19 protein-coding genes are annotated in these 17,145 nt (G+C 61.9%); 12 read left to right on the forward strand and 7 right to left on the reverse strand.

Annotated features, from left to right (window positions below; all coding sequences use genetic code 11):
- Positions 1-6: 6 nt before the first annotated feature.
- The 9 genes from mrdA (at position 7) to ABW22_RS06220 (ending at position 8,510) form a co-directional block, all read left to right on the forward strand.
- Complete coding sequence (gene mrdA / locus ABW22_RS06180) at positions 7-1,893, forward strand: penicillin-binding protein 2 (protein WP_059753315.1); 1,887 nt, start codon at positions 7-9, stop codon at positions 1,891-1,893.
- The gene (gene rodA / locus ABW22_RS06185) at positions 1,880-2,980 is read left to right on the forward strand and encodes a rod shape-determining protein RodA (protein WP_059753318.1); all 1,101 of its coding nucleotides are present in this window, start codon (positions 1,880-1,882) and stop codon (positions 2,978-2,980) included. Before mrdA ends, rodA begins: the two co-directional genes overlap by 14 nt.
- Positions 2,981-2,997: 17 nt before the next feature.
- Positions 2,998-3,822, forward strand: a complete 825-nt coding sequence (locus ABW22_RS06190; protein WP_059753323.1) for a septal ring lytic transglycosylase RlpA family protein — start codon at positions 2,998-3,000, stop codon at positions 3,820-3,822.
- Between the two features lie 324 nt (positions 3,823-4,146).
- Complete coding sequence (locus ABW22_RS06195) at positions 4,147-5,262, forward strand: D-alanyl-D-alanine carboxypeptidase family protein (RefSeq protein WP_059753327.1); 1,116 nt, start codon at positions 4,147-4,149, stop codon at positions 5,260-5,262.
- Positions 5,259-6,107, forward strand: coding sequence for a D-amino acid aminotransferase (locus ABW22_RS06200; RefSeq protein WP_059753332.1), 849 nt, complete (start codon positions 5,259-5,261; stop codon positions 6,105-6,107). Before ABW22_RS06195 ends, ABW22_RS06200 begins: the two co-directional genes overlap by 4 nt.
- 7 nt (positions 6,108-6,114) lie before the next feature.
- Positions 6,115-6,381 carry a YbeD family protein gene (locus ABW22_RS06205; RefSeq protein WP_059753335.1) on the forward strand — a complete coding sequence of 89 codons (267 nt, stop codon included), beginning with the start codon at positions 6,115-6,117 and terminating at the stop codon, positions 6,379-6,381.
- Positions 6,382-6,389: 8 nt separating this feature from the next.
- Complete coding sequence (lipB, locus tag ABW22_RS06210; RefSeq protein ID WP_157648575.1) at positions 6,390-7,037, forward strand: lipoyl(octanoyl) transferase LipB; 648 nt, start codon at positions 6,390-6,392, stop codon at positions 7,035-7,037.
- A 49-nt stretch (positions 7,038-7,086) separates the two neighbouring features.
- Positions 7,087-8,202, forward strand: a complete 1,116-nt coding sequence (locus ABW22_RS06215) for an anthranilate phosphoribosyltransferase (RefSeq protein ID WP_059753338.1) — start codon at positions 7,087-7,089, stop codon at positions 8,200-8,202.
- Positions 8,202-8,510, forward strand: coding sequence for a non-heme iron oxygenase ferredoxin subunit (locus tag ABW22_RS06220; RefSeq protein ID WP_059753342.1), 309 nt, complete (start codon positions 8,202-8,204; stop codon positions 8,508-8,510). Before ABW22_RS06215 ends, ABW22_RS06220 begins: the two co-directional genes overlap by 1 nt.
- A gap of 160 nt (positions 8,511-8,670) precedes the next feature.
- On the opposite strand, the gene ABW22_RS06225 is transcribed toward ABW22_RS06220, so the two are convergent.
- Positions 8,671-9,216, reverse strand: coding sequence for a TlpA family protein disulfide reductase (locus tag ABW22_RS06225; RefSeq protein ID WP_082708580.1), 546 nt, complete (start codon positions 9,214-9,216; stop codon positions 8,671-8,673).
- Complete coding sequence (locus ABW22_RS06230; protein ID WP_059753346.1) at positions 9,203-9,763, reverse strand: hypothetical protein; 561 nt, start codon at positions 9,761-9,763, stop codon at positions 9,203-9,205. Before ABW22_RS06230 ends, ABW22_RS06225 begins: the two co-directional genes overlap by 14 nt.
- A 49-nt stretch (positions 9,764-9,812) precedes the next feature.
- Here ABW22_RS06230 and lipA point away from each other — a divergent pair, with 49 nt between their 5' ends.
- The 3 genes from lipA (at position 9,813) to ABW22_RS06245 (ending at position 13,844) form a co-directional block, all read left to right on the forward strand.
- Complete coding sequence (gene lipA / locus ABW22_RS06235; RefSeq protein ID WP_059753350.1) at positions 9,813-10,739, forward strand: lipoyl synthase; 927 nt, start codon at positions 9,813-9,815, stop codon at positions 10,737-10,739.
- A 441-nt stretch (positions 10,740-11,180) separates the two neighbouring features.
- Complete coding sequence (locus ABW22_RS06240) at positions 11,181-12,017, forward strand: hypothetical protein (RefSeq protein WP_059753355.1); 837 nt, start codon at positions 11,181-11,183, stop codon at positions 12,015-12,017.
- 78 nt (positions 12,018-12,095) lie between these two features.
- Positions 12,096-13,844, forward strand: a complete 1,749-nt coding sequence (locus ABW22_RS06245; RefSeq protein WP_059753357.1) for a caspase family protein — start codon at positions 12,096-12,098, stop codon at positions 13,842-13,844.
- Between the two features lie 299 nt (positions 13,845-14,143).
- Here ABW22_RS06245 and ABW22_RS06250 read toward each other — a convergent pair whose 3' ends face one another.
- From ABW22_RS06250 to ABW22_RS06270, 5 genes are read right to left on the reverse strand one after another with little or no spacing between them, the layout of a single operon-like run.
- Positions 14,144-14,929, reverse strand: coding sequence for an ABC transporter permease (locus ABW22_RS06250; RefSeq protein ID WP_088178753.1), 786 nt, complete (start codon positions 14,927-14,929; stop codon positions 14,144-14,146).
- A complete protein-coding gene (locus tag ABW22_RS06255; RefSeq protein ID WP_059753361.1) occupies positions 14,922-15,827 on the reverse strand; it encodes an ATP-binding cassette domain-containing protein in 906 nt (301 codons plus the stop codon). Before ABW22_RS06255 ends, ABW22_RS06250 begins: the two co-directional genes overlap by 8 nt.
- Positions 15,821-16,450 carry an alpha/beta hydrolase gene (locus tag ABW22_RS06260; RefSeq protein WP_237763251.1) on the reverse strand — a complete coding sequence of 210 codons (630 nt, stop codon included), beginning with the start codon at positions 16,448-16,450 and terminating at the stop codon, positions 15,821-15,823. The genes ABW22_RS06255 and ABW22_RS06260 overlap by 7 nt, the downstream gene beginning before the upstream one ends.
- Positions 16,447-16,764: a (2Fe-2S) ferredoxin domain-containing protein gene (locus tag ABW22_RS06265; RefSeq protein WP_059753365.1), complete on the reverse strand. Its 318-nt coding sequence runs from the start codon at positions 16,762-16,764 to the stop codon at positions 16,447-16,449. Before ABW22_RS06265 ends, ABW22_RS06260 begins: the two co-directional genes overlap by 4 nt.
- The gene (locus tag ABW22_RS06270; RefSeq protein ID WP_088178754.1) at positions 16,757-17,128 is read right to left on the reverse strand and encodes a nucleotide pyrophosphohydrolase; all 372 of its coding nucleotides are present in this window, start codon (positions 17,126-17,128) and stop codon (positions 16,757-16,759) included. Before ABW22_RS06270 ends, ABW22_RS06265 begins: the two co-directional genes overlap by 8 nt.
- Between the last annotated feature and the right edge of the window lie 17 nt (positions 17,129-17,145).

Raw genomic sequence — 17,145 nt, forward strand, 5'->3', positions numbered from 1 at the left:
TTCTGAATGAATTTCGTCACGCAACTGAAGAACCTGGATCGTGAGCTGGCCCATTTTCACGGCCGGCTGAAGGTGGGCGCGGCCTTCGTCGCGCTGCTGGCGACCGCGCTGCTGGCGCGCGGGTATTATCTGCAGATCGTGCAGCACGAGCACTACATCCAGCGCGCCGAAAGCAACCGCATTTCGCGGGTGCCCACCGCGCCCAACCGCGGGCTGATCCTCGACCGCAATGAGCGCATCCTGGCGGAAAATTATTCGGCCTATACGCTGGAGCTGACGCGGACCGACAATCTGGAAGCCACGCTGGCCGAGATAGGCACGCTGATCGAGATCACGCCGGGGCAGTTGCGGCGTTTTCGCCGCTTATTGAGCGAATCGCACGAGTTCGAAACCGTGCCGCTAAAAAGCAAGCTGACCGATGAAGAAGTAGCGATCATCGCCGCCAACCGCTATCGCCTGCCGGGGATGGAAGTGAAGGCGCGGCTGTTTCGCAACTATCAGGCCGGGCCCGGCATGGCGCATGTGCTGGGGTTCATCGGCCGCATCAACGATCGCGACCTGAAACAGCTGCGCGACGACGGCCGCGAACAAAACTATAAGGGCAGCGCCCACATCGGCAAGACCGGGCTGGAGCAGAGTTATGAAACCCTGCTGCACGGCCGCACCGGGTTCGACCAGATGGAGACCGATGCCAGCGGCCGCGCGGTGCGCATGTTGTCGCGGATTCCGCCGGTGCCGGGCAAGGATTTGCGCCTGCATCTCGACGCGGAGCTGCAGGCGGTCGCTGAACATGCGTTCGGCGATTACCTCGGCGGGTTGGTGGCGCTTGACCCCAACACCGGCGGGGTGCTGGCGCTGGTCTCCAAGCCCGGATTCGATCCCAACCTGTTCGTCGACGGCATTGATCCGGAAACCTGGAAGTCGCTCAACGAGTCGCCGGACCGGCCGATGGTGAACCGCGTCCTGCGCGGAATCTATCCGCCGGGATCGACGATCAAGCCGTTCATGGCGCTGGCCGGCCTCGAACTGGGGCTGCGCAAACCGTCGGACAGCATCAACGACCCCGGTTTTTACAGCCTGCCCAACAGCAGCCATCAGTACCGCGACTGGAAACGCGGCGGGCATGGTGTCGTCGATCTGCGCCGATCCATTTCCCAGTCGTGCGATGTCTACTATTACCGGCTGGCGGTGGACATGGGTATCGATCGCATGCACGATTACCTGGCGCAGTTCGGCCTGGGTGAGAAAACCGGGATCGACCTGGACGGCGAGTCATCCGGACTGCTGCCCTCGCGCGACTGGAAACAGCGCCGCTTCAAGCAGACCTGGTATCCCGGCGAGACGGTGATTGCCGGTATTGGTCAGGGCTATCACTTGACCACCCCGCTGCAACTGGCGGTGGCGGCGGCCATGCTGGCCAATGGCGGCATGCGGGTCGAGCCGCGCCTGGTGCAGGCGGTGCGCGACCCGCTTTCCCACGCCTGGCAGCCGCAGCCGGGTGGCGCGCGCGTCCAGATGGCGATTGCTCCGGACCACCTCGCTGTGGTGCGCGAGGGCTTGATGGACGTAATGCGTCCGGGCGGTACCGCGGCCAGATCAGCGGCCGGTGCCCCTTATACCATCGCCGGAAAGACCGGCACCGCGCAAGTGGTTGGCATCAAGCAGGGCGCAAGCTACGACGCCAGCCAGCTGGCGCGGAAGCATCGCGACCATGCGTTGTTCATTGCCTATGCGCCGGCCGAGAATCCCACCATCGCGGTGGCGGTGATGGTGGAAAACGGCGCCTCGGGCAGCGGCGTCGCGGCACCGATCGCGCGCGCGGTATTCGATTATTACCTGACCGGGAAGCATCCCGGCAATATGAAACTGGAGGCCGACAATGCCGCGGACTAGCCACTGGATCGTGCGCAGGCTGAGCCATCTCGACGGCATTCTGCTGATCCTGGTGCTCGTGTTGCTGGGCATTAGCCTGGCGGTGGTGGCGAGCGCTTCGGGGCAGAGCCCGGCGCGCATCAGCGGCCACCTGATCAACATCGGACTGGCGCTGGGGGTGATGGGGGTGATGGCCAATGTGCCGCCGCATCTGTTGTCCAGGGTGGGGCCGCCCTTGTTTGTTGCGGGCGTGGTGCTGCTGATTGGGGTGGCGCTGTTCGGCGAGGTCCGCAACGGCTCGCGGCGCTGGCTGAATTTGGGCTTCATGGCGTTTCAGCCGTCGGAACTGCTGAAGCTGGCACTGCCCATGACGCTGGCCTGGTATTTCCAGCGCAACGAGGCGGTGTTGCGCGCAAAGCACTTCCTGGTTGGCGGCGTGTTGCTGCTGGTGCCGTTTCTGCTGATCCTGCGCCAGCCCGATCTGGGCACCGCAATGATGCTCGGTGCTTCGGGTTTCTATCTGCTGTTCTTCGCCGGCCTGCCGTGGAAAGTCATTCTCGGCGGCGGCGCCCTGGGGGCAGCCGGCCTGCCGGTAGTGTGGAGCTTGATGCACGACTACCAGCAGCGCCGCGTGCTGACCCTGTTCGACCCCTCGTCCGACCCGCTGGGCGCCGGCTACCATATCATTCAGTCCACCATCGCGATCGGCTCGGGCGGGCTGTTCGGCAAGGGCTGGATGCAGGGCACGCAGAGCCAGCTCGACTTCATTCCGGAGCAGACAACCGACTTTGTATTTGCCGTGTTCGGCGAGGAATTCGGCTACGTCGGCGTAATTCTGTTAATCGGGCTGTATCTGGCCATTGTCGCCCGTGGCCTCGTCATCGCGGCGCGGGCGCCGACGCTGTTCGGCCGGCTGATGGCGGCCACGCTGAGCCTCAATCTGTTCACCTATGCGTTCGTCAATATGGGCATGGTGTCGGGCATTCTGCCGGTAGTCGGCGTGCCGTTGCCGCTGATGAGCTATGGCGGCACCTCGATGATCACGCTGCTGCTGGGCATGGGCATCCTGATGAGTGTGGCAACGCATCGCCAGCTTAATAAATCGTGACGCGATAAAATGCAGTCATGAAAACGATCCTGATTCTGGGCATGGCCGCCGCCCTGGCGCTTGCCGGCTGCGGCAGCAGCCCATCCACTCCCACCAAGCCTGCGCCCGCCACGACGGCTAAAGGCGGCGGCTACTACCTCGACGACGGTCCCGAGGCCAACCCACCGGCAAACCTGGATGCCGTTGCCGACGCGGTGCCGCGCGACGAGCCGCTGCACCGCTTTGCCAACCGACCCTACGTCGCGCTCGGCAAACCCTATACGCCGAAAACCGAGCGCCTCGCGCATCGTGAAGAAGGCCTGGCCTCGTGGTACGGCAAACGCTTCCATGGCAAAAAAACCGCGTCGGGCGAGGTCTACGACATGTATGCCATGACCGCCGCGCATCCTACCCTGCCGCTTCCAAGTTACGCACGGGTCACTGCGCTCGACAGCGGAAAATCCGTGGTGGTGCGCATCAATGACCGCGGCCCGTTCCACGGCGAGCGTGTCATCGACCTGTCGTATATCGCGGCCCACAAGCTGGGTTATCTGCAGCGTGGCAGTACGCGGGTGCGGGTGGAAAGTCTCGACCCCACCGCCTATGACACGCGGGGCGAGGCGTTGATTGAAGGGGTTTATCTGCAGGTGGGCGCGTTTTCACGCGCCGACAATGCGCAGCAACTGCTCGCCCGCCTGACGCACGCACTCGAACTCGACCCCAGCAGTAGCCGCGTGGTGCTCAACGACAAGCTGCACCGCGTGCAGCTCGGGCCCTATCCAAGCGACGACGCCGCGCATGCGGCTCGCGCGCGGGTGCGGGAACGTCTCGACCTGGATGCAGTCTTAGTCAGACGCGATTGATTAACTGGTAAAAAGCAGTTAACCACAGAGACACAGAGACACAGAGACACAGAGAAAACAATAGGCTGCAGGAAGTCTTGCCATCCCCTACCGGCGAATGAAAAGTATAGGGGATTCTATAAATGCCCGTTTTGTCATTGCGAGCGAAGCGCGGCAATCCAGCGCATTGATTAAGCGGGTATTTCTTGATCGCCGCGTCGCTACGCTCCTCGCGATGACAATTGATAGAAGTGCCCTATAGGAGTTTCCCCTTGTTTTTCAACTCTGTGTCTCTGTGCCTCTGTGGTGTACGAACTAAGATTTTTTAAGATTTAAGGGCAATGCATGAAGATTTTATGGTTGGGGCTGGCGCTCCTGTTTTCCGCATCGGCCTGGGCGGCGCCTGCCGGCATCATGGCGCGCGCCTGGGTGGTGATCGACCAGACCAGTGGACGTGAACTGGCCGCGTATCAGGCCGATTTGCCGCTGGCGCCGGCTTCGCTGACCCAGCTGATGACGGCTTACGTGCTGTTGGGCGACATCCGCAAGAACAAGCTGAGTCTGGGCGAGACGCTGACCGTGCCGGAAGCCGCCACCGAGACTGATGGTGCGCGCGTGTTTCTCAAGACGGGCGATCAGGTGAGCGTCGACACCCTGTTGCAGGCGATGCTGGTGCAGTCGGCCAGCGACGCCACGCTCACGCTGGTGACGGCGACCGACGGCAGCGAGGCGGCGTTTGTCGGACGCATGAACCGCGAAGCCAAGCGGCTTGGCATGACCAAAAGCCGTTTCATGAACGCCACCGGATTGACTGAACCGGGGCACGAATCGAGCGCCCGCGACCTCGCCCTGCTGTCGCGTGCGCTATTGCGCGATTTTCCCGAGCGGCAGGATTTTTTCGCGCAAAAGGAACTGGCCGTCAAGGGCGTCACGTATTACAACGGCAATCGTCTGCTGTGGCGCGACAGCACGGTGAATGGCCTCAAGGTCGGGCGCACCGCCCAGGCCGGCTACTGCATGGCGGCATCGGCCCAACGGGGCGACCAGCAACGCATCGCGGTGGTGCTCGGCGGGCGAAACGACGCGCAGCGCACCCAGGACGCGCTGCGCTTGCTGAATTACGGTTTCGAGAATTTCGACAGCGTGCGGCTTTACCGCGCGCAGCAGCCGGTCAAGGTGGCGCCCCTCTACCGCGGCGCGCGTGCGACGGTGGGCATGGGGTTTGCACAGGATTTCCATTTGCTGGTGCCGCGCGGCAGTGCGTCGCGCGTCAAGGCCGAAGTCATCACCCAGCAGCCGATCGTGGCGCCGGTGCGCCGCGGTCAGCGCATAGGCGCGCTGCGGCTCACGCTCGACGGCAAGCCGATCGGCGACTATCCGCTGGTCGCGCTGCACGACGTCGCCGTGGCCGGCATCTTCGGCCGCGGCTGGGATTCGATCCGGCTTTTCTTCGGCCGGTGAGCGTTTATCTCAACGGACAGTTTCTGCCGCTTGCCGAAGCGAAGGTTTCGGTGCTTGACCGCGGCTTCATCTTCGGCGACGGGGTGTATGAGCTGGTGCCGGTGTACTCGAAAAAGCCGTTCCGGCTCGACGAACACCTGCGCCGCCTGCAGGGCAGCCTCGACGGCATCCGCCTCGCCAATCCGCATGCGACAGACGAGTGGCGCGAACTAATCCTGCGATTGATCGACCTGCAGGACTTCGCCGACCAGTCGCTCTACCTCCAGGTGACCCGAGGCGTCGCGTCGCGCGACCATGCGTTTCCAAAAGGGGTGCCGCCCACGGTCTTCATGTTCGCGCAGCCACTGGTGACGGCCACCCCCGCGCAAAAGGCCGCCGGCGTGTGCGCGGTCAGCGCCGTCGACAACCGCTGGTTGCGCTGCAACATCAAGGCTATCTCGCTCCTGGCCAACATCCTGCTGCGCCAGCAGGCGGTCGACGTCGACTGCGCCGAGACCGTGATGCTGCGCGACGGCTTTTTGACCGAGGGCGCGGCGAGCAATATCTTCGTGGTGAAGGATGGCGTGCTGCGGGCGCCGCCGCCGTCGAACCTGATGCTGACCGGTGTCACCTACGACGTGGTGCTGGAGCTTGCCGCGGCGAATGGCATTCCGCACGAGGTGCGGGCGATTACCGAGGCCGAGGTGCGTGTCGCCGACGAGCTGTGGATGACCTCGTCGACCAAGGAAATCATGGCCATCGTGAAACTCGACGGTGCGCCGGTCGGCGCCGGCGTGCCGGGGCCGCTGGCGCAGCGGATGGATGGCCTGTATCAAACCTTCAAGCAGCAGGTGATGCGCGCATGAGGTGCTTATGAGTGAAGAAGAGACCCTACTGGTATTTCCGACCGACTTCCCGATCAAGATCATGGGCGAGCGGCGCGATGACTTCGCGCAGACCATGGTTGAACTGGTGCAGCGTCACGCCCCCGACTTTGTGGCCGAGACCGTCGAAATGCGGGCATCCAGCGGCGGCAACTACCTGTCGGTGACCTGCGTGGTGCGCGCCACCTCGAAGGCGCAGCTCGATGCGCTGTATCGTGAGATCACCGCGCATCCGTGGGTGAAGATGGCGTTGTGACCGGAGAGCTGAGAGTAGAGAGCGGAGAGCCGAGAGCGGCGGGCGGGGAGCGGGCGCTGATCCGGGAGTTGGGGCGGGTTGAGTACGAGCCGACCTGGCGGGCGATGCAGGATTTCACTGCGCGGCGCACGCCCGACACGCTGGACGAAATCTGGCTGCTTGAACATCCGCCGGTCTACACCCAGGGGCAGGCCGGTAAGGCGGAGCACCTGATCGCTGCCACCGACATTCCCGTCGTGCCGATCGACCGCGGTGGGCAGATCACTTATCACGGGCCGGGGCAGGTGGTGGCCTATGTGCTGGTCGATCTGCGGCGCCGCGGCTATGGCGTCCGCGAACTGGTCAGCCGCATGGAGCAGGCGGTGATCGACCTGCTGGCGGCACAGGGTGTGATCGCTGCGCGGCGTGCCGGGGCGCCCGGCGTCTATGTCGACGGCGCCAAGATTGCCGCGCTCGGCCTGCGCGTCAGGCACGGCTGCACCTATCACGGGCTGGCGTTCAACGTCGACATGGACCTGGCGCCGTTCGCCGCCATCAATCCCTGCGGCTACGCGGGGATGGCGGTGACGCAATGCCGCGATCTCGGCGTGCAGCTGTCCCCGCCGCAGGCCGGGCAGATACTCGCCCGCACCTTGCTGGATGCGATTTATAGTTGACTGAATTGCTCGGTTATTAGTACTCTTGCAGCTTCCAATGGAGTGATTCATGAGCACCGACACCCTGCCGTCCGACCCCAAACTCCTGATGCGCTCGATTATCCAGCGCATCGCCACCGGCCCCGACCTGTCCAAGGACATCAGCCGCATCGAGGCGCATCTGGGCACCAAGGCCATCATTGACAACGTCATCGACCCGATACAGATCGGCATTTACTTCATTGCCCTGCGCATGAAGCGCGAGACGATGGACGAAAACCGCGGCGCGCTCGATGCGGTGCTGGAAACCACGCAGCGCGTCACGGCCGAGGTCGACGAAGTGGTCGACATCGGCGATCCCTACGACGGCTACACCCGCTGCCTGCCGGCCGCGCCTTTCCTCGGCCCGCTGCTGGCCGAGCTCGGCGTGCACGTGGTCTGCCACGGCCTCGACAAGGTCGGCCCTAAATTCGGCGTCACCGCCCGCCACGTGCTGGAAGCCGCAGGCGTACCGGTCGACCTGTCGCCCAGCGACGCCGCCGCGCGTCTGGCCGACCCGGCGATCGGCTGGACCTATGTCGACCAGGCGAAATCCAACCCCGGCATGCATAAGCTGATCCCGCTGCGCACGCAGATGATCAAGCGCCAGGTGCTGACCACGGTGGAAGTGCTGTCCAAGCCCATCGCCGGCAAAAAACTCACCCATTTCGTCACCGGCTATGTGCACAAGCCGTATCCGCCGGTATATGCCGATCTCGCGCGCGAAGCCGGCTTCGACTCTGCCTGCATCGTGCGCGGCGTCGAGGGCGGGGTGATCCCATCCTTGCGCCAGACCGGCAAGTATTTCCACTACCACGACCGTGGCGCCGAAGTCGAAGCGAGCGTCGATCCGGTGGCGCTCGGCATCAGCCAGCCGGTGCGTGCGGTGCCGCTGCCCGGCGCGGTCGCCGCCGAAGCGGGTGAGGACGAGATCGTCGCCGCGATCGACATCAAGGCCACCGCGCACGCTGCCGCCGAAGCCGGCATCCTGGCGCTGAAGGGCGATCATGGCGCGACCTATGATTCGCTGGTGCTGGCCGGTTCCATCATCCTGCACCATGTCGGCAAGGCCACCAGCGTCGCCGAAGCGGCTACGCAAATCCGTGCGGTGCTGGATTCCGGCCGCGCCGTGGTCAGGGTCAGGTGATGAGCGAGTTCGTCGCCATCGCCGCCGCCGACGAACTCAAGCCGGCGCAGATGAAACGCGTCGTCGTCGATGGCAAACGCCTGCTGCTGTGCAATGCCGGCGGCACCCATTACGTCGTCGACGAAATGTGCAGCCACGAGGACTACTCGCTGTATCTGGGCTGCATCAAGGACGGCAAGATCAAGTGCTCGCTGCACGGCAGCTATTTCGATCTCGTCACCGGACAGCCCACCTGCGAACCCGCCGACGAGCCGATCAGAACCTACCCGGTGAAAGTCGAGGCCGGTCAGGTGTGGGTGAAGGCCTGATCATCTCTGCGTCATTCCGGCGAAAGCCGGAATCCAGCATAAAAAAACAGCCTGCGAAGCAGACAGGACAGTAAAAATGTTGTCCCGCTTGCGCGGGGCGCGCTTGATTCGCTGGATTCCGGCTTTCGCCGGAATGACCGGATAACGGATTGTTGAGGGATTATTTCCTGAGCAACTCCCGAATCGCCCGGACAATTTCCGGGTGATCAAACTCGCGCCCGCCGATGGCGCTGGAGACGATGCGTCCCTGCTTGTCGACTAGAAATGTGGTCGGCAGTCCGGCCACCTTCCACACCTGCATGGTGTGGCTGCGGGTGTCGAGCAGAATGGGGAAGGTCGGCGTGGTGTCGAGTTGGCTGGTGAAGGTATCGATGGTGTCGGCATCCTCGCCCACATTCACCGCCAGCACGACGAAAGGCTTGCCCTTGAACGCCTGCGACAGGCGCTCCATCGACGGCATTTCGCGGCGGCACGGCGGGCACCAGGTGGCCCAGAAATTGATCAGCACCACACGGCCCTTGAGCCGGGCCAGATCATGCATCTTGCCTTCGATATCCTTGAGCTTTAAGGCAGGCGCCTGCTTCGGCGCCTGCAGGGTCAGGCTGTGCGACAAGGGGGGCAGGTCGGCGGCATGCGCTGCAGCCCCCAGGCCGAATGCACAGCAAGCGGCCAGCGCCGCGCCCACGACGTGTTTACGAATCTTCATTGGCACACCTCACCTGTTCGAGTTTTCCTGAATGGATCTTGCCGCCCGCCCGCCAGACAAAGCGCAGGTCGAACGGGCCGCCGCGTGGCACGTTGTAGGTCGTCATGCCCTGATTCCAGTCGCCTGGGGAAAAGGTCTGGGTGGCGGGAAACTGCGCCCAGGTAAAGGCAATGCGCGCCGATTCGGCCACGCCCTGCCGCTTCCAGAGATGTTCCCACGCCACCTTGCTGCGAATGGCGCGCGGCGGTTGGCCCGCCGGAACGTAGCGCCAGTTGGCCAGGTTGTGCTGAATCGGCAGCTCGCCGATATTGCGCACCACCGTCATGAAGACGCATTCGCGGGCGTAGCGTTCCGCCGCATCGGGCGAGAAGCCGCGCGCCTGATAAAAGGCGCGCGTCTGGTCCGGGCTGATCTGGGTCAGCTGCACCTGGATGCCGGCGGTTTCGATCTGCCAGGTGACGAGTCCTGTTTCCGGGTCGACGACCTGTTCGGCGGCGAAGCCGGCAAGCGGCCATGCTGCAAGCAGGGTCAGGGTGAGTAGTCGCATCAGTTAAAATCCATAGAGTTGAAGTTCCCAACGTTGTTCCGAGTACATTATGGCAGACCCCATCCAGCACAAAGGCGCCGCCAAGACTGCGCGCATTCCGATCAAGATCGTGCCGCAGCCGCGCATGCGCCTGCCGTCGTGGATTCGCGCCAAGTCCCCCAACGTGCCGAATGTCGCGCGGTTGAAGGGCATCCTGCGCGAGGCCAAGCTGCACACCGTGTGCGAAGAGGCCTCGTGCCCCAATCTGGGCGAATGCTTCGGCCACGGCACCGCCACCTTCATGATCCTCGGCGACCTGTGCACGCGGCGCTGCCCGTTCTGCGACGTCGGCCACGGCACGCCATTGCCGCCGGACGTCGATGAGCCGCGCCACCTGGCCGAAACCATCTCGTTGATGGGATTGAAATATGTGGTGATCACCAGTGTTGATCGCGATGACTTGCGTGATGGCGGTGCCGACCATTTTGCACAGTGCATCGCGGCAGTACGCGAGAAGTCGCCTGCCACCCGCATCGAAATCCTGACCCCGGATTTTCGCGGACGGCTCGACAAGGCGCTGGAAAAATTGTGCGCGGCACCGCCCGACGTGATGAACCACAACCTCGAAACCGTGCCGCGCCTGTACAAGGCCGCGCGCCCCGGCGCCGACTACGCGCACTCGCTGAAGCTCTTGCAGGATTTCAAGACACGCCATCCCGACATTCCGACCAAGTCCGGCCTGATGCTGGGCCTGGGCGAAGAGGACAACGAGATCCTGCAGGTGATGCGCGACCTGCGCGCACACGATGTGGACATGCTGACGCTCGGTCAGTATTTGCAGCCCTCGCAGCACCACCTGCCGGTGTTGCGCTTCGTCACCCCCGAACGCTTCGCCCAGTTCGAGCAGGAAGCGCTGGCGATGGGTTTCAAGCACGCGGCCTGCGGGCCGATGGTGCGCTCGAGTTACCATGCGGATCAGCAGGCGGCTGGGGTGTGATCCCAGGCTGACAGTCTGGCTTGTATGCAAGCGTTACGATGGTTTATCGCAAATCCATAAACCTGAATAACTTGGCTCAATTCGGCGAGCCCATGAAGCGCGCCATGCCCGAATGACAGTGACTGTGCATTCCCGTAAGACCGCCGCGCATCCTCGGCCAGACCCATTGCGGCAAATAGCTCTGAACCAGCATATAGACTGCATTGTTGTTGTTTTGTGCGGCTGGATTTCGGCCTTAGGAGACTGTCGGTAAGAATCCCTGACAGATTGCCAATGACCGCTTTTGGGAGCCATAGACCGATGCCTGCAGTCCGCCAGGAACAGCCGGTCGCGCTTTTAAGCCCATAGCAGACAGTCAGTCCAGATTATCATTGCGCATGGCAGACGAGCGTCATCAACGCACACACGTTTCACCAGTAGCGTGTTGAAAAGGATCAGTGCATGTTTAACATGATCGTTAAGTACAACGCTTGGGCAGACGGCCGCGACACAATCTCCGCCGGTCGCGTGTTTGAGCACACAGAAGATCACCTGGTTGCACAGTTCAAACCGAATGGTCAACTTGACTTCCAATCACTAGTAGCACTGCCGACCCTCTTCGTTCAAGAGTCTTCAGGCCAGGGCAATGAAGTCGCTCGGGTTGGGACCATCGCACGCATACGCCAGTCCGGGTCTAATGTGACGCTCGACTATGTCTACGACCTTGGAATCCCGGGTATTCCGAACCGAGTGTTACAGGCCCTCGCGGGCGACTTGGATATCGATGACTTTCAGTTCTCGCGTACGCACTGGTCGGTCAAGGACACAGACCTCTTTCGAGTGCTCCTGCGTGGCGCTCAGCCGAAGCGTCAGAAGCCCACCGTCTTCACCCTCCCGGATCACGAAAACATCGAGCCAACCCTGGTATCAGCAATGATGCCTTTTCAGCCAGGTTTCGACCGCGTGTATGAAGCTCTGCAAGGTGTCGCAGGAGCGGCCGGCCTCCGTTGTCGGCGGGCTGACGACATCTGGGAAAATCCAGCAGTCATGCAGGATGTGGTGTCACTCATTGACCGATCACGCGTGGTCATCGCCGACTGTACCGGAAGAAATCCAAACGTCTTCTACGAGATCGGAATCGCTCACACGCTTGGTCGCGAGGTAATATTAATCTCGCAGAACGAGTCAGACATTCCGTTTGATCTTAGGCACTTGCGCTACGTGCAATACCTCAACAATGGTGAAGGTCTGGCAGCGCTGGCGGACCGTTTGCGACCACGCCTTGCAGATCTTGCGTAGTACCAAACATGACAATAACCCCTCCTCCGAGCCGTGCGCCGCGGCTCATGTCGAACGTTCGAGCTCAGGGAAACTTACATGCGTGACATTCGCTTTCTTTTGAAGACTCACTATGCCGCGAGTCATGCGCTCGTTATTGGCATCAATGAATACTCCCATGCCTCTCCGCTCTCGTATGCGGTGAATGACGCATTGGAGATAAAGGAATTGCTCATCTCCGACTTTGGATTTCCAGCCGAGAACGTTTCCTTCCTGAAAGATGCAGCAGCAACGAAGGAGGCCATCATCAAAGCGTTCTTCCGTTTTACAAGAGAGGACATTGGCCTCGATGACAGAGTTCTTCTTTTCTTTGCCGGGCACGGTCACACGCTTACTGGTAGCAGAGGTGAAGTTGGCTATTTGATTCCACACGACGCAGAACTCGACGACTGCTCGACATTTATTCGTTGGGATGACCTTACCCGAAACTCGGAGCTAATTCGGTCCAAGCACATGCTCTTTATCATGGATGCGTGCTACGGTGGCCTAGCCCTAACTCGAAGCGCCCAGCCTGGGAGCGCCCGCTTCTTGAAAGACATGATGCTTCGATACTCGCGGCAAGTTTTGACTGCGGGAAAGGCCGATGAAGTTGTTGCCGATGCTGGCGGACCACTACCCAATCATTCCATCTTTACTGGCCATTTGATTGAAGCGTTGAAAGGAAAGGCTGCCACCGAGGGAGGTGTACTGACGGCCAGCGGCGTAATGGCCTACGTGTACGGAAAAGTCGCGAACGATAGAAACTCAAACCAAACCCCGCACTACGGTCACTTTGACGGCGATGGCGACTTTATTTTCTGTGCGCCAGGAATTAGCGAGCTCGAACAGCCAGAGGACAAGGACCTGGACAAGCTAATTTCTATACCTTATCCGGAGGAAGCCTCAGCACGTGAAACGGCTGTTTCTAAAGTCGCTCGTGTAAAAGCACTACTGTCTAGTGAAGGGGCGGCCATCGAACTGCACGACTTTTTAACACAGGAAGTTCGCAAATTCCTGGCGGCAACATCGGAGGACGCGTTCACGCTCTCTGGCCAGTACTCCAACGAAGAGTTTGTATCGAGATTGGGCCGATACGAAGAGGCAGTCGGGGACCTCTCCGTACTGCTCGCGTGTATTGCACACTGGGCCAAGCCCGCACACCTGGCCACTCTTCAGAAGTGCCTTGCAAGATCATGCGACCGCCTTGAAATCCGAGGTGGTCTTTCGGCCTGGGTTGAGCTCCGGTGGTATCCGTTGATTCTTCAGCTCTACTCTTCTGGAATCGCTTCAATCGATGCTCAGCGCTTCGACTCACTCGCCGCCATCTTTTACACACCTATACCTTCGGCGGAGGGTAGAGATCGCCAAGACGTTCTCGTCGAGGCGGTGGGGCTAGGTCTCCTAGAACTTTTGAGAACGAACGTACTAAAGCAGATACCCGGACACGAACGAAATCATGTCCCACTTAGTGAATATCTGTTCAAAATTCTCCAGCCTAAGTTAGACGACTTACTTTTCTTAGGAAAAAACTATGAGGCGGCTTTTGATAACTTCGAAGTATTCTTCGCCCTTGCTGTTGCCGACCTCCAACGTACTAGAGACGTAGGTGTGTGGGGCCCTGTCGGTCGTTTCGGTTGGAAACATCGACGCGGAAACGCTGGCCCTCTTGCCAAGGTTGTCACGGAAGCGCGGAGTATGAAGGATGCTTGGCCGCCACTCAGAGCAGGAATGTTTGGTGGCAGCTTTGAACGCTTTGACAAAGTTGCGACTGAGTATTTAGAACAGATCTCGCAACTGAGGTGGCACTGAACGCTGACCCTTATTGCACCGGACTGCAGTCGGCGGCCGGTGAATTCAAAAGTTAAACGTCTGCTTTCCGAATCGGCCAACTTCCGCTTAGGGTCGAGGGCGACCTTCCAGGTTTTCTGGAAGCGGACATTGTCGAGTGTCCGTTATCCGCAGATATCGACTGGCCGCAAAGGCCGAGGGCCGGTCACTCAAAACAACGGTCCGTTGGCACAAATCGGCTTGCCGTTGCGGGTATGAATTGAACTTGGTGGTGGTTTTACTGACACACGCATTGTGGTTGCAATAGGTGGGTCGTCCGTCTACTTGAGCAGCCGCCGGCGCGTCAGCGCCAGCGCGATGATGTAGCCCAGGCTGCCGTAAATCAGCAGCGCGACGACGTGCAGCGCGATGTCGCCGGGCACGTTGCCGACGACCAGCGGCCGCGCCAGATCGATGGCGTGGGTGAGCGGCAGCCAGGCGGACACGGCCTGCACCGGCAGCGGCAGTTGCGACACCGGGAAAAACACGCCGCACAAGAGCACCATCGGCGTGATCACCAGGCTGAAGTAGTAGAGGAAGAAGTCGTAGCTCGGCGACACCGCATTCATCACCAGCCCCAGGCCGCCGAAGCAGAAGCCGACCAGCGCCACCACCGGAATGATCCACAGCGTCATCCAGAAATTGCCGTAGAGGCCCAGCCCCCAGATCACCGCCAGAATCGCCAGCCCCGAGAGCAGGCTTTTGGCCACCGCCCAGGTCAATTCGCCCATCATCACGTCGTCGAGTGTGAGCGGCGCGTTCATGATGGCGTCCCAGGTGCGCTGCACGTGCATGCGCGAAAAGCTCGAATACAGCACCTCGAAGGTGGCGGCGTTCATCGTGCTGTAGGCCACCGTGCCAGCAGCAAGGAAGGTGAGGTAGGGCATGCCGGCCACGTCGGGCAGCAGGCTGCCGAGGCCGTAGCCCAGCCCCAGCATGTACAGCATCGGGTCGGCCAGGTTGCCGAGGATGGACGGGATGGCGAGCTTCTTCCACACCAGATAATTGCGCTGCCATACCGGGATGAAGCGCCAGGACAGACGGGGGAAACGCAGGTGCCTAATCACGCAGGTCCCTCCCGGTCAGCTTGAGGAACACGTCCTCCAGATTCGACGGCCGGTGCAAATAGCGCAGCGCAGGCGCCTGCTTCAGCGCGTCGATCACACGCTCGGCATTGTCTGTGTAGCAGAACAGGGTTTCGCCGACGGTTTCGAAGCGCAGGCAGACCGGGCCGGCGTAATCGCGCATCCAGGCGTCCAGTCCCTCGCCGTAGACCTCGACCACCGCCGGCTCGATGTGCGATTCGATCAGCGCGCGCGGCGCGCCTTCGGCCACCTTGCGGCCGTGGTCGAGGATGGCCAGCCGGTCGGTGAGGCGTTCGGCCTCCTCCATGAAATGCGTGGTCAGCACGATGGTCTTGCCGTCCGCGATCAGCCGCCTAAGCCCTTGCCAGATGAGGTGGCGCGCCTGCGGGTCGAGCCCGGTGGTGGGCTCGTCGAGAAACAGGATGTCGGGGTCGTGCACCAGCGCGCGCGCCAGCGTGAGGCGCCGCTTCATGCCGCCGGACAGCTGCGCGATCTGCGCGTCGGCCTTGCTGGCGAGACCGGCAAACTCCAGCAGCTTGGGCACGCGCGCGGCGACGGCCGCTTTGCTCATGCCGAAATAGCGGCCGTAGGCGAGCAGGTTTTCGCGTACCGAGAAATCCGGGTCGAGGTTGTCCATCTGCGGCACCACGCCGACTTTCATGCGCGCCTCGCGTGCGTGCTGCGGCACCGCGATGCCGGCCAGCTCGATGCTGCCGCTATCAGGCTCGATCAGGCCCAGCAGCAGCCTGAGCGTGGTGGTCTTGCCGGCGCCGTTGGGGCCGAGCAGGCCGAAGCATTCGCCGCGCCGCACGGTCAGATCGAGGCCGCGCACCACCTCGGTGTCGCCGTATTTTTTCGTCAGGCCGCGCACCTTCAGCACGGGCAGGCCTCCAGAAACGCCTGTTTCAGCTCCTTCAGCTTGCCGTGGAAAAAGTGCCCGGCGCCGGGGATGTTTTTCACTGTCAGCCCCCGCTGCTCGGCCCACAACTGGATCGCGGCGGGCGGGATGAGTTCGTCGGCGTCACCATAAATCACCACCGTATCCGCGGGCACCGGGTCAAACTCGTACATGGTGACTGCGGGAGCGACCAGAATCAGGCGCTTGGCATGCAGTTCCTGGCGCAGGCGATGCTGCACGAAAGCGCCGAACGAGAAGCCGGCCAGCGCCCACGGCAGGCCGGGGTAGCTCGCCTCGACGAAGCGGGCGACCGCCAGCAGGTCGTCGGTTTCGCCCACACCGGCGTCGAATGTGCCGTCGCTCATGCCGACGCCGCGAAAGTTCGGCCGCACGCTGACCCAGCCGGCCTCGTTGGCTGCGCGGGCCAACGTCGTCACCACCTTGTTGTCGAGGCTGCCGCCGTGCAACGGATGCGGATGGGCGACCAGCAGGAGGCCGCGGCGGTTGGTTTCGGGGTCGTCGATCACGGTTTCCAGCTTGCCCACTGGAACTGGAATGCGCAGCTTGTAGCGTTTTATTTTGGCCGCTTCGCCCGCCCGCTTCACTTTAGCCGCAGGCGTTCGACGATGCGACCCTGCTTGAGATGAGCCTCGAAGATTTCATCGATGTCGGACTCGTCCACATAGGTGTACCAGACGCCTTCCGGATACACCACCAGCAGCGGGCCCTCGTCGCAGCGGTCAAGGCAGCCGGCGCTGTTGATGCGGCATTTGCCCTCGCCATTGAGGTTGGCGTGCTTGACCTTTTTCTTCAGGTAGTCGCGCATGTGCTGGCCGCCGGACGCGCCGCAGCATTGGGCGCCGTCCTCGCGCAGGTTGGTGCAAAAAAAGACGTGGTGTTTGTAATACAGGTCAGTCATTCGAAAAGTCCGTAGATTTGAGGGCATTGCCATGCGCTTTTTCAACAGGGTATTTTCGCGCATTGAGCGCCAGCTTGTCGGCGGCGGCTTCGAGCAGATCGATGTCCAGCAGATCGGCCAGCCGGGTCAGGTAAATCAGCACGTCGGCGATTTCCTGGCGCACCGCCTCGTGCTGGTCTGCGCTCAGGTGCTGGCTTTGTTCCGCCGTTAGCCACTGGAAGGGTTCCAGCAGTTCTGCCGCCTCCACGGAGAGCGCCATCACCAGGTTCTTCGGCGTATGGTAACTTTCCCATGCACGCGCCTGGGCGAATTCGCGGATGCGCAGACGCAGGGTGGCCAGGCTGTCGATTTTGTGAGGGATCATGGCCGGCATGATACCGC

Origin of the sequence: Thiobacillus denitrificans, assembly GCF_001530125.1 — a bacterium.
GTDB classification, from domain to species: domain Bacteria; phylum Pseudomonadota; class Gammaproteobacteria; order Burkholderiales; family Thiobacillaceae; genus Thiobacillus; species Thiobacillus denitrificans_C.